The 12,639-nt window shown below is 51.5% G+C and carries 9 protein-coding genes; 5 read left to right on the top strand and 4 right to left on the bottom strand.

Features of this window, described 5'->3' with window-relative positions:
- Positions 1–12: 12 nt before the first annotated feature.
- Complete coding sequence (gene ribA, locus IB286_RS02085; RefSeq protein ID WP_223826050.1) at positions 13–627, bottom strand: GTP cyclohydrolase II; 615 nt, start codon at positions 625–627, stop codon at positions 13–15.
- 266 nt (positions 628–893) lie between these two features.
- On the opposite strand from ribA, the gene katG reads away from it, so the two are divergent.
- The 3 genes from katG to IB286_RS02070 all read left to right on the top strand — a co-directional run bounded on the left by katG (position 894) and on the right by IB286_RS02070 (position 3,754).
- Positions 894–3,062 (top strand): catalase/peroxidase HPI, encoded by a 2,169-nt coding sequence (gene katG / locus IB286_RS02080; RefSeq protein WP_190761996.1) that lies wholly within the window; start codon positions 894–896, stop codon positions 3,060–3,062.
- A 121-nt stretch (positions 3,063–3,183) separates the two neighbouring features.
- Positions 3,184–3,444 carry a toxin HicA gene (locus tag IB286_RS02075; protein WP_190761995.1) on the top strand — a complete coding sequence of 87 codons (261 nt, stop codon included), beginning with the start codon at positions 3,184–3,186 and terminating at the stop codon, positions 3,442–3,444.
- Entirely contained in the window at positions 3,428–3,754 is a 327-nt protein-coding gene (locus tag IB286_RS02070) for a type II toxin-antitoxin system HicB family antitoxin (RefSeq protein WP_190761994.1), read from the top strand. The genes IB286_RS02075 and IB286_RS02070 overlap by 17 nt, the downstream gene beginning before the upstream one ends.
- Before the next feature lie 10 nt (positions 3,755–3,764).
- Here IB286_RS02070 and thiD read toward each other — a convergent pair whose 3' ends face one another.
- Positions 3,765–5,252, bottom strand: coding sequence for a bifunctional hydroxymethylpyrimidine kinase/phosphomethylpyrimidine kinase (thiD, locus tag IB286_RS02065; protein ID WP_190761993.1), 1,488 nt, complete (start codon positions 5,250–5,252; stop codon positions 3,765–3,767).
- A gap of 228 nt (positions 5,253–5,480) precedes the next feature.
- Here thiD and IB286_RS02060 point away from each other — a divergent pair, with 228 nt between their 5' ends.
- Positions 5,481–7,979: a hypothetical protein gene (locus IB286_RS02060; RefSeq protein ID WP_190761992.1), complete on the top strand. Its 2,499-nt coding sequence runs from the start codon at positions 5,481–5,483 to the stop codon at positions 7,977–7,979.
- 67 nt (positions 7,980–8,046) lie between these two features.
- A complete protein-coding gene (locus IB286_RS02055) occupies positions 8,047–9,117 on the top strand; it encodes a hypothetical protein (RefSeq protein ID WP_190761991.1) in 1,071 nt (356 codons plus the stop codon).
- A 106-nt stretch (positions 9,118–9,223) separates the two neighbouring features.
- On the opposite strand, the gene IB286_RS02050 is transcribed toward IB286_RS02055, so the two are convergent.
- Together IB286_RS02050 and IB286_RS02045 are read right to left on the bottom strand one after the other, a co-directional pair.
- Positions 9,224–11,665 (bottom strand): TonB-dependent receptor, encoded by a 2,442-nt coding sequence (locus tag IB286_RS02050; protein WP_223826049.1) that lies wholly within the window; start codon positions 11,663–11,665, stop codon positions 9,224–9,226.
- A 161-nt stretch (positions 11,666–11,826) separates the two neighbouring features.
- A complete protein-coding gene (locus tag IB286_RS02045; RefSeq protein WP_190761990.1) occupies positions 11,827–12,639 on the bottom strand; it encodes a tetratricopeptide repeat protein in 813 nt (270 codons plus the stop codon).

Genomic DNA, 12,639 nt, shown 5'->3' with positions numbered 1-12,639 from the left:
ACGAGCATGAACTCAAAAAAGGTGGCCTAGCTTACCTGACTTGGTGGCGAGATATTTCGCATTATGGGGATTTTGGCCGGTCTGCAAGGGCAGGCGCTCTACCACTTCAACACCCTGCGACTCCATGGCGGCAATCTTGCGAGGATTATTGGTCATTAACTTAACCTGGGTGATATTCAAATGCTCACACATCACCTTGAGCAGGCTGTAGTCGCGCATATCGGCACCAAAACCTAAGCGCTCATTGGCCTCAACGGTGTCGGCACCTTCATCCTGCAATTTATAGGCGCGGATTTTATTGATCAGACCAATGCCACGGCCTTCCTGACGCAGATAAAACAGGGCACCCCGACCTTCTTCTGAAATTCGCTGCAGGGCCGCCTGCAACTGAGAGCCACAATCGCAGCGCATGCTGAACAGCGCATCACCGGTCAAACACTCGGAATGAATACGCGCCAGTACCGGCAGACCATCAGTCACATCGCCAAGGGTTAACACAATGTGTTCCTTGCCGGTTTCAGCGTCCTCAAAGCCATGGATATCAAACACCCCCCAAGGGGTGGGCAGCTTTGAAGTTTCGATAAATTGCAGCGCCACTGACGTCTCCAGAAAAAATCGGTCGCGCATTTTACCAGCACACTGCCGAGCTGGCGAATTTTGAACAAATTCAATCTACAAACGTCATAAATACAGTTCAAAATTTAGAGTCATGTTAAGTTTTATCGGATGACTCTCGTCAGTCATGCCCAACTCAAAACATAGGTACAACCAATAAATAAAATAATATCAATCGATTTTAACTAATTATATTTTCGGCTTAAGTTAGAACCTGCAACACGAGTTATGCGGCGGCCCGCCGCCTCATTCAAACGACAACGCGACAGGGGTAAGACATGGATAAGCAATCTTCAGGAAAATGCCCGGTAATGCACGGTGGCAACACCGCCACCGGCAATGCCAATATGGATTGGTGGCCTAACTCACTGAATCTGGACATTCTGCACCAGCACGACCGCAAAACTGACCCGCTGGGCGAAGACTTCAATTACCGCGACGAAGTCAAAAAACTCGACTACGCCGAACTCAAAAAAGACTTAACCGCGCTGATGACCGACAGCCAAGACTGGTGGCCAGCCGACTGGGGCCACTACGGCGGCCTGATGATTCGTATGGCATGGCACGCCGCAGGTTCCTACCGCGTGGCGGATGGTCGCGGCGGTGCCGGCACTGGCAACCAGCGTTTTGCCCCGCTGAACTCATGGCCCGACAACGCCAACCTGGATAAGGCTCGTCGCCTGTTGTGGCCAATCAAAAAGAAATACGGCAATAAACTGAGCTGGGCCGACCTGATTATTTTGGCGGGCAATGTCGCCTACGAATCTATGGGTCTGAAAACCTTTGGTTTCGGTTTTGGCCGCGAGGATATCTGGCACCCCGAACAAGACGTTTACTGGGGTTCTGAAAAAGAATGGCTGGCACCGACCAACAATGAAAACAGCCGCTATTCTGGCGAGCGCGATCTCGACAACCCGCTGGCAGCGGTAATGATGGGCTTGATCTATGTAAACCCAGAGGGGGTAGACGGCAACCCCGATCCGCTGAAAACCGCCCAAGACGTGCGCGTGACCTTTGCTCGCATGGCGATGAACGATGAAGAAACCGTAGCGCTCACCGCCGGCGGCCACACCGTGGGCAAAGCGCACGGCAATGGCGATGCCGCACTGCTCGGCCCAGAACCCGAAGCAGCGGGCATTGAAGAGCAAGGCATGGGCTGGATGAATCACAGCAAACGCGGTATTGGTCGTGACACGGTGACCAGTGGCATTGAAGGCGCGTGGACCACCAACCCAATCCAGTGGGATAACGGCTACTTTGATCTGCTGTTGAAATACGATTGGGAGCTGAAGAAATCTCCAGCCGGCGCATGGCAGTGGGAGCCGATAAACATTGCCGAAGAAGACAAACCGGTCGACGTGGAAGACCCCAGTATCCGCTACAACCCAATCATGACCGATGCCGATATGGCCATGAAGATGGATCCGGAATACCGCAAAATTTCCGAGCGTTTCGCGGCCGACCCCGCTTACTTCTCTGAAACCTTTGCCCGCGCCTGGTTCAAACTGACCCACCGCGATATGGGCCCCAAAGCCCGCTACATTGGCCCCGAAGTACCCGCGGAAGAACTGATTTGGCAAGACCCGGTTCCGGCTGGCAATGCCAACTTTGATGTCGCCGCTGCCAAAGCCAAAATCGCCGCAAGCGGTTTAAGCGTGGCGGAAATGGTGAGCACCGCCTGGGATAGCGCCCGCACCTTCCGTGGTTCAGACAATCGCGGCGGCGCCAACGGAGCGCGCATTCGTCTGGCACCGCAAAAGGACTGGGAAGGCAATGAACCCGCCCGCTTGAACAAGGTATTAGCGGTACTCGAAGGTATTGCTACCGATGTGGGTGCCAGCGTAGCCGACATCATTGTTCTGGCCGGCAATGTTGGCGTGGAGCAAGCCGCCAAAGCCGCTGGCGTTGCGGTAGATGTGCCCTTCGCGCCCGGTCGTGGAGACGCCACCGAAGCCCAAACTGACACCGAATCTTTCGACGTGTTGGAACCGGTCGCCGATGGCTTCCGCAACTGGCTGAAACGCGATTATGTCGTTAGCGCTGAAGAGTTGATGCTGGATCGCGCCCAACTGCTCGGTCTTACCGCGCCGGAAATGACCGTGCTGGTCGGCGGCATGCGAGTCATGGGCACCAACCACGGCGGCACAGCGCACGGGGTGTTCACTGACAATGTCGGCGCACTGAGCAACGACTTCTTTGTCACACTGACCGATATGGCCTACAGCTGGAAACCCGCCGGCCGCAATCTCTACGAGATTTGTGATCGCAACAGCGGCGCCGTGAAATACACCGCCACCCGCGCCGATCTGGTGTTTGGCTCCAACTCGATTTTGCGGGCTTACGCGGAGGTTTACGCCCAAGACGATAACAAAGCCAAGTTTGTTCGCGACTTTGTTAAAGCCTGGACCAAGGTAATGAACGCCGACCGCTTTGATCTTGTTGCCTAAACCGCAGCAGGGAAAAAACCAAGGGGTGATAGCTCAGCTATCGCCCCTTTTTTATCAATATGACCTCTTCAATTTTAAAAACAGACTTCCCATGTAGTATCAATAACGATACTATCCAGCTATGGCTTCTACTGAAGATATTCTCGCAAGGATGCGAGCCAACCCCAAAGGCATTCGCTTTAACGAGCTATGTCGAGTCTGCGATGCCTTTTTTGGCCAAGCTCGGCAATCAGGCTCTAGCCATCGCGTTTACAAAACACCATGGCCCGGTGATCCAAGGGTAAATATTCAAAACAGTCGCGGCAAAGCAAAAGCTTATCAAGTTAAGCAGGTGATAGAAGCCATCACACGATTAGAGGCTGAACATGGCAAAAACAATTGATCGTTACACGTACCGCGTAACTTGGTCTGAAGACGATCAGGAATACGTTGGTCTATGCGCAGAATTTAGCAGTTTGAGTTGGCTTGAAAACAGCCCAGAAAAAGCCTTAGCGGGCATTCGCAAGCTGGTAAAAGAAACGCTTCTGGATTTAAACGCTCAAGGTGAATCCATTCCAGAACCCATTTCGAGCAAGCAATACAGCGGCAAGTTTATGGTGCGAGTTCCACCTGAAACCCATCGTAATTTGGCGATTCAAGCGGCGGAAGCCGGGGTGAGCCTTAACCGGCTAATTGCCAGCCGCTTACATTAGGCGACCGCTTTCACAGCCGCCCGCAATCACCATGCATGGCCATCAACTCGGCCACCACCGCTTCCGGATCATCAGCCTGAGTAATCGCGCTAATCATTGCGCAACTGCCCACGCCGGTCGCAAGTACATCCTTGGCGCGTTTAACATCAATGCCGCCAATCGCGGTCAGTGTGTATTTTTCACCGAGCAGATTCACCCAGCGTTGCAGGTGACGAATGCCCTGCGGCTCCCAAGGCATATCTTTACTGGTAGTGGGGAAGACTGGCCCAATCGCAATATAGCTGGGGCTAATGCCGTGGGCGCGAGCCACTTCATAATAACTGTGGGTACTCACTCCCAAACGCAACCCGGCCTCAGCAATCGCCGCAAGATCCGCGCTATCCAAATCTTCCTGACCGAGGTGCACGCCGTAAGCGCCTTCGGCAATCGCCTGCTGCCAGAAGTCATTGATAAACACGCGGGCCTTATATTGCTTACCCAAGGCTACCGCTCGACGAATCTCCGTCGTTAACGCCTCGCCCTCAAGATTTTTTGCACGCAACTGAATGGTTTTTACACCGCACTTCAACAACCGCTCAATCCAATCGGCGCTGTCCACCACCGGGTATAAACCCAGCTCGCCATCGCAAGACGGAAAACTAAATTTCTGTCCCGCCTCTGGCATACGCCAAAACAGACTGGGCAAATCGTAAAGCTGATCCGGCCAACCGTAATGTGCCACAGGCCCCGGCCCGCCTCCAATCTGCACCGCCAAGCGCAAACCTTTGCTGACATAAGACTTGGCCAACACCATCGCATCCGACAGGGAGTAGCCCTTGGCAATCGCCGCCGCAATCGCCGCCGACAAAGTGCAACCGGTGCCGTGGGTATTTACTGTTTTAATATCCGGGCCGCTAAGCCAAAAGCCCTGCTCACCATCGGTCCAATAATCCAAGCGCTGCTTATCCAGCGTGGGAAAGTGACCGCCCGTCAGCAGTACTGAGCGCGCACCGAGGGCAACAATATCCGCCGCCGCTCGCTCCATCGCGTGTAAGCCGCCGATATTTCGGTTTAATAGCTTTTCCGCCTCGTGCAGATTCGGGGTCAGCAAATCCGCGCGGGGGAGAATTTTTTCGACCAAAATTTCAAGCGCCGAATCGTCTAATAACTCGCCGCCACTGGTCGCCACCATGACCGGATCACAGACCACAAAACCGCTGTAATCCTCCAGATACTTGGCCACCATCTCCACAATATCCGCTGCGCCCAACATACCCAGCTTGATCGCATCAGCGGGCATATCACTGTCTAGCGCATTGATCTGCGCCGCCAGCGTGCGCCGGGGCGTACCGGAAATATGACCCACCGCAAAACTGTTCTGCGCGGTTATCGCGGTGATTACCGTACAACCGTGGATATGAAAATCGTGAAATGTCGCCAGATCGGCTTGAATACCTGCACCACCGCCGGAATCTGAGCCAGCAATAGTCCACGCAATAGGTTTGGAATGTGTCGCCATAAAAGTCGTTAGCCTTGTTTTGCTTGCAGTATAGCTTTGCAACAAGGAACTGACGAACCGAAATTACCCCTACCGGTAAAGCGGAACCGCTTCACAAAATCCTTGTGATTTTTTTGGGCCAGGTATAGTCTCGAAAATCGCCTCAAATATAGAGCCGAAAAAAACAATTAAAAAAGCCTTCTGACATTCGTCATTATTGAGAAATTAGCATCTTCAAGGAGAAGAGTGATGACCAGTAACTCAAACCATTTCAAAAAACTATTATTACCTTTAGCTGTAAGCGCAACCTTGGCTGCCTGTGGTGGCGGCGGTGGCGGTGGCGGCTCTTCTGCTAGCACTACCGTTGGCGGTGGTACTAATAAAGGGATTATCAAGGGCGGTATTGTTAACGCCTATGCTTTCGCAGTGAAAGATGACGGCACCATTGATAAAGGCACCATGGTAGCAACAGAAACCACTACCGACTCTAAAGGCAAGTACACCCTAACGCTGAATAGCAACTACCAAGAAGGCGACGCGATTTATATTGAAATCACCGCTGCAGATGGCACAGTCATGGTCTGCGACTTGGTGAACTGCGACATAGGCACTACCACCTATGCCTTTGGCCAGGATTACCCCCTTGATAAAGACACCTTCTCTATGTCTGCAGTGCTGCCAAAAGCAACAAAGGGCGAAGGTGTTTCCGTTAACGTAACACCATTAACAAATGCGGCCGCTGCCCTAGCAGCTAAAAGCGTTCACGAAGAAGATATAGACCCCTCTTCGGCAGCAAGTATATCCAATGGCAAAGTCGCCAACGCCCTCGGTATTCCTGGCGGCAGCATTATTAGCCAAGGCATAGTCGACTTGACTGACCCAGAATCAGTAAATGCAGCAGACGCAGACACTTTGAGCTACAACTTAAAAGCGGCTGCCGTTGTTCAAGCCGGTAAAGGCACCGGCACCGTTGAAGACGCATTAAGCAATTTCACAGAGCAATTTTCTGACATTGGTCTAGCAAAAAATGACGGTGGCTCTCCTGATGCCAACCTAACGCTTGCTGAAATTTTTGCCGCAGCTGACCAAATTCTCGACAAGGTAGATGACAACGAGGAAGTCAATGCCGGAGAGGGTTCTGCACTAAAACAATCGGGATCAGATATCGGTGCTGAAAAGACCGTAGCAGAAAACTCTGAAGACACCACTCCAAGTCAAGGTGAAGCACCTACTGATATTGAGCTAACAGGCCTCCCCGCCACCAAGGCATTTGTTCGTCAAATCCGTAATCTGGCCAATGCCAATATTTCCACTACGAAAGGTCAGGACAACTTCGCAGACGAAGCTCAGCTCGTTAGCGATACGATTGATGGTGAAGCCGAGGCCACTACATTTGTATTGGCGCTAGGTATGGAAGCATTGGGCGAAGCCGTTGCCTTCTTGGAAGAAAACAAAGGTGACGAACCCCAGTCACTCGAAGATTATGAGTACCTAGACCAAAACACCGGGCTAACCGTTGTGGTCAACTTCAACAAAGATACTGAAGAACTTAAGCTTGAAATCGCTGATGCCAAGGTTTCGTTCACTTCAGTAGATGAGTATGAGGTTATAACTAGCTCTGACCCTGAAGTTTCAGATAGTGAACCAGTAGGTCAGAAGGCTGTTGCCGCTGAACCCACTACCGAGCCGGTAGAGGTCACGCTCTCACTAACCGCGCACAATCAAAGTGTGCTTGATATTGATGATCAAGGAGATAATCTACCTGACGACCAAGAGGACGGCACGTCTTACACCGCACAATCCACTGCAAATATTGATTTTGCTCTATTCGGCTCATCAACTGCGGGCGATACCTCATTCGAAATCACTGAAAACTCTGTACTGAGTGGTTCACTCGTCTACAACGAGGACTATGAGTACTATGAAAACGATGACGAACACGGCCGTATTCAAAAAGGCGATGTCACTGCCACTGATCTCAAAGCGAAGCTTGAAGCATCTCTTACAAACGGCGACGCCAAATTTGTTGGCTCATTCGAAATTAGCCTAGGCGACGCTAAATTTGTTTACGACGAGTCAACAAATGACCAGCACGTTGCCAGCGAGGTAGAAGACGATGGTTGGCAAACCACGGGCATTGATGACGTTATTAAGCATAACCTCACCGCAAATGATTTGAGCATTGTGCTTTCGGGTGAATTCTCAAATGCTAGCGATTCCCTGCTTGCCACTCTGTCTTTGAGTGCATCTAATTTTTACGAAGAGTGCACTTACACAGAAACGGACAATTGGGACGGCAAGGATGACGCTGAAACCTCCGAGTGTTCTGAAGAGACCGAGTCCAAATTTGTGTCAGCTTCTGTCAGTCTGATCTTCACCTTGAATCTTGATGGTGTTGACGATGACGCCGAAGTAAAACTTTCGGGCATGCGTACCGGCCTTGAAGATGGCACTTTGGATATCGACCTTTCCTATAACGGCAACTCACTAAGCTTGGATTTCGATAGTGAAAAAGATACCACCACGGAAACCACGACTGAAGACGAGAATGAAACCACCCGCATTATTAGCCGCTCCTTTACGGTTACAAACCACAACGGTGTGAAGCTGGTATTGACCGAAACCTATGACGAAGAAGATAACGGCACGGTTACCGGAAAAATCAGTCACGGCGGCGAACAATACGCCACCGTTGATGAAGAAGGAATTGTTCGTTATACCGACGAAACCTTCGAATCCGCTCTGTAATCTCAGTTAAACCATAAACCCAAGGGAGGCACACGCCTCCCTTTTTTATGCTCATATTGAAACGATGATGAAACCGACACCCTATGTTTTTGGACTGCTTTTAGCGGGCACATTTTCAACCGCCAATGCAGGTGAAATTTACAGCGAACTGGAAAGCCAGTCTTTCAGTGAGATCGCACCGATTGCGCAATTGCTGGATGACTTAGAAGGCCCCGCCGTTAAAGAAGGCGATATTGCCTTTACCCACAATCAAGTTGAAATTGGCTACCGCGACAATCAGTGGGAATACAGTGTTTTTCTGCGCTACGACTATTTATTAAATTTTAATAGCGATACCGCCGAGCTGGCCTATCTCGATAAAAATGATTTACCGGTGCCGCAAGGCCGCACCTTTAATGTCGATTTGCGACCCAACCATATGCGCGCTCGCGGCTTGGGCCTCGGCTATACCTTTGATCTTGCAAAGCAACATCGCCTTAAAATTCGCGGCAATTATTTGCAGCCATCGGAAACCACGCAAGGTGCTCTGCGCGGTCAGTTAACTACCTTGAGCAATGGTTATGAAGCCGACCTGAAAGTGGATTATTCCTATAGTCGGGATTCACTGCTTGATCGCCCGGAAGAATCCGTTGACGGGCACGGGCTGTCCTTAGACCTCGACTATCAATGGCAGGCCGGTGATGTACTTCTGCAAGTAGAAGCCCGAGATATTCTCTCTTGGATTCACTATAAGGATCTCACCTACACCCGCGCCGTGGCCACCACCAATACTATTTCCTATGATGCTAATGGCCGCTTGAATTCCATTCCTACCGTGCAGGGCATTGAGAGCAACCGAAGCGAAATACAGCACCTGCCAAGACGCTTTCAATTTAGCGCTTCGCAGCCTTGCAGCAGCACGACAAAAATTTCATGTCGCGCAGAATTATTTACCTACGACGGCAAAGGTTTTCCCCGTTTGGGTATTGATGGCAAGGCCGGCAAACTGAACTGGCAAGCCGATTATGATTTTGTGGCGAAGGCGGTAGGACTGGGTGTGAAAAGCCAATATTTCACCGTAAAACTGCGCACGGATGATATTCGCTGGGAAGATATGTATGCCTTGGAGCTGCTTATTTCTGCAAGCGTTCCGCTGTAAGCCGCCCCAACAACAAACAATACTTACTGCATTTTCTTGCATAAAAAAGGGGTTCCTTTTTAAGGAACCCCTAGCTTAGATTGCGAGCCCACGCATTAATCAGGACTTAGAAGTTGTAGGAAACCTCTAAACCATAAGTGCGTGGCTGCCCGGCAATATACTCATCAAAGCCAAAGTTCGCCTGCAGGTTCAAGGCATACACATGGTATTCCTCATCCAGCAGGTTTTTACCCCAGATGGAAACGCTATAGCTGCCATCATTGGCGTACCAACCTAGGCGGCCGTTATACAGCCAGTAAGCGTCTTGGCGAATACCGCCGTAGCCGTATTGGTCGTTGTAGGCGCTGTACCACTGGTCGTCTTGGAAGTTGGCATTGACGTTAGCCGTTAAGGTGCCAGAGTTGGTGACCAACACGTCGTAGTCAATCGAGGTATTAAAGTTCAGCTTGGGCGCTGAAATCAGTTCATTACCAGAAAGATCAACTTGATCGTTTGGATCATCCAGTGTTTCCGTGTTCGCCAGTGTCAGTTCTTCAAACTCGGTTTCAAGAACACCCACCGCCATCTGAATAGTCAGGCGTTCGGTCAGGCGCGCCCACAGTTCAGCTTCCACACCAACAATGCTCGATGCACCGGCATTTTCCAGGAAGTTAGAAATACCCACTACGTTGATGAACTGTTGGTCGGTGTAGTCGTACATAAACGCTGCGGCGTTCAGACGCATACTGTCGCCCAGCAAGTCGGCTTTGAAGCCCACTTCAAACGCGTCGATATATTCTGGAGCCGCATAAGCGCCGCCATCCAGTGTCCGCTCAACGTAGTAAATACCACCGTTGAAGCTGCCAGCACGGTAACCACGACTGGCGCTGGCGTACACCATCCACTCGTCGTTAATACGGTAGTCCACACCCACTTTACCGGTGAATTCACGCTCGGTGGAATCCAATTGCGGAGCAGAATCAGTGGTGAATGGCCCGTGGGTATAACCGGCATTGGCAACTGCCGCCAACTGCGCCGGATTGGCGAGCAGATCCAGCAGGGATTGTGGAGTTAGCGACAGGCGTACCCAACCATTATCGACACCGGTTGGGTTGCCCGGCACCCAAGTGCCCACTGGCTGACCGTCGTCGGTGTAGCGCGACAGGTTCAGGTAGGTCAGGCGGTTGGTGTCTTCGGTGTAACGCAGGCCGATATCCATGCCGAAGTCGGCACTGAAATCAAAACGCATTTGGGTATACACCGCCGCGCTTTCTTTTTCGGTATTCAGGCGATGGATGATTTCACCCACGTCGAGCAGGTAAGGTGCATCACCAATGGTCGCTGGCTTTGCCAGTACCACGCGGGGATCTGGCAGGTCGCCAAAAATGCGGTAGGCATTCTGCATGTACAGGTCTTCGAAGCCGTAGTACACGCCGGCGATAATATTGAACATGCCGTCGAAGTTAGAGGTGAAGCGCAAATCTTGGCTATAGCTTTGCGAATCGGATGCCCAGGTAATTTCTAACAGGCTTTTTGAGCCGCCATCAACGTCTTGCTCTTGGTAGTAATCCGCATCCAAATAGGACGTCACCGAGGTAATGGTGAAGCTATCGGCATTGTAGTTGAAGGTCAGTACGCCCATATCGGTGCCGGTGGTTAAGGCGCCCGAAGCATTGGATTCCACTTCGTGGAAACCGAGAGTAGACGGACGCGAGTAACCGGTGTAGTCGATATTTTCGCCATCGAGTGTAGTGGTGCGACCCTCGCCTTTTGGCGGTGTGCTGGTGCCGTCGTTTTCCGCCGAGGTTAAGCGCAATACGGCATCCATACGATCGTTAATCAACCAGTTCAACACCAAGCGGCCACCGCGAAAATCGGTTGCGGCACCATCATTACTCTGGCCGCGAATTTCCATCCAGCCGTCGTCTTTCTTTAATTTACCGGAAACACGCGCCGCCAAAACGCCTTCGATCAGCTCGCTTTCTGCACCCGCTTCCAAGCTGGTTTCATTAAAGCTGCCCGCACCCGCGCGAATATAATTTGTGGCGTCGTCTTCAAAACCGGGAGTGCGAGTAATAATGTTGATTGCACCGCCGGTGGTGTTTTTACCGTACAGCGTACCCTGTGGGCCGCGCAGTACTTCCAAACGCTCTACGTCAAAGAAGCTGGCACCGTGTGAATAGGTGGGGCCGAGATAGGCTTCATCAACATACACACCAATAGGGCTGGCTTGGTTGGAGCTGTAATCCGACATGCTCACGCCGCGAATCGAGAAGATCGGCTGCACTTCACCGTAAGCACCACTGACCTGCATATTGGGCACTTGCGCACCAATATCATTGGCATTATCAAAGCCCATTTTTTCCAGCGAGTCGCCAGAAAGGCCGGTAACGGCTACCGGAATATCCTGTGTGCTTTCCGTGCGCTTTTGCGCCGTGACCACTACTTCTTCCAACGCCGGAGCGGCGTAAGCAGAGAAGCTTGCGGTACCAATGGCAATCGCCATGGCAGTTTTTAAAAAGTGAAATGGGTGAATAGCACCCGACTTAACGGTGTTTTTATCTGACAAAACCACTTCTCCTAGCGTTATTTTGAACCCGGCCCCAGCCAAGCTTAGATACCGGCCGGGGTAAATGGGCGCAATGTTATCACAGATAACATCAATAGCTAGAAACGCGCTTGAGACCTTAGTCGAATGGCAAAGGTATGGTGACTTAAGAAGAAACGTAATCAGATTTGATATTGTTGTTTTAACTGACCAATCTGCGCGGCAAGGCGCTGACTGGCCTTGGTTTGCTGACGAGCCTCTAATAAGTGCTCGGCAATTTGAAGGTGATATTTGGCCTGCTCGGAATTTTTATTCAGCAGCAGCACTTCCGCCATGTCTACATTCCAGTAGGGCGAACTTTTATAGTGGACGCTTAAAGACTCAAGGCGGGCCATCGCCTCCGGGTAGCGCTTGGCCTGTTTCGTCATTGTTATTGCCAGATTCTGCAGCTGAGGAATGACCCCAACCGTTTTCATTCTGGCGTCTAGAAAATCCAGCGCGGGATCAATGCCTTTTAATTCAAGCAATAATTCAGCGGTGCGACGATAAGCTCCGTATTCCGCATTGGGAAACAAGCGCAGCACGCGCTGGTAATCCGCCAAGGCGGGCTTGGCACGACCTACGGCATCATGCGCTTTGGCACGCTGCAATAGCGCCGGAATATTGCGCGAGTCGCGCTTTATTACCCTATCAAATTCGCGAATTGCACTATGCCATTGCCCTTGCCGGGCGTGAAATTCGCCGCGCAAATAGGTCGCTCGCTGCTCTTCACCCAAGTCGCTCAAGCGCTGAAGATCGGCAAAGGCTTCTGGCCAATTTTTTTTATCCGCGAACAACCCTGCACGCCGCGCGTACAAAGCCGCATCGGCAGGCGAGGTTAATATGCGTAAATTCAGGTATTCAACGGCTTCCGAGGTATCCGCGCCCGCAATCGCTTGATTAAAGGGCGCCAAGACCAGTAACAAACCCGCCAGAAAACTGGGGCGGTAAAACAT

The organism is Spongiibacter pelagi, assembly GCF_014705705.1.
GTDB lineage: Bacteria > Pseudomonadota > Gammaproteobacteria > Pseudomonadales > Spongiibacteraceae > Spongiibacter > Spongiibacter pelagi.
The sequence above is the reverse complement of the archived record's forward strand: the minus strand, read 5'-3'. Positions and strand labels throughout refer to the sequence as shown.

Bases quoted from the DNA above. Each gene is read 5' to 3' on its own strand.
- ribA (WP_223826050.1), bottom strand. From the start codon at position 627: ATGCGCGACCGATTTTTTCTGGAGACGTCAGTGGCGCTGCAATTTATC.
- katG (WP_190761996.1), top strand. From the start codon at position 894: ATGGATAAGCAATCTTCAGGAAAATGCCCGGTAATGCACGGTGGCAAC.
- IB286_RS02075 (WP_190761995.1), top strand. From the start codon at position 3,184: ATGGCTTCTACTGAAGATATTCTCGCAAGGATGCGAGCCAACCCCAAA.
- IB286_RS02070 (WP_190761994.1), top strand. From the start codon at position 3,428: ATGGCAAAAACAATTGATCGTTACACGTACCGCGTAACTTGGTCTGAA.
- thiD (WP_190761993.1), bottom strand. From the start codon at position 5,252: ATGGCGACACATTCCAAACCTATTGCGTGGACTATTGCTGGCTCAGAT.
- IB286_RS02060 (WP_190761992.1), top strand. From the start codon at position 5,481: ATGACCAGTAACTCAAACCATTTCAAAAAACTATTATTACCTTTAGCT.
- IB286_RS02055 (WP_190761991.1), top strand. From the start codon at position 8,047: ATGAAACCGACACCCTATGTTTTTGGACTGCTTTTAGCGGGCACATTT.
- IB286_RS02045 (WP_190761990.1), bottom strand. From the start codon at position 12,639: ATGTTTTACCGCCCCAGTTTTCTGGCGGGTTTGTTACTGGTCTTGGCG.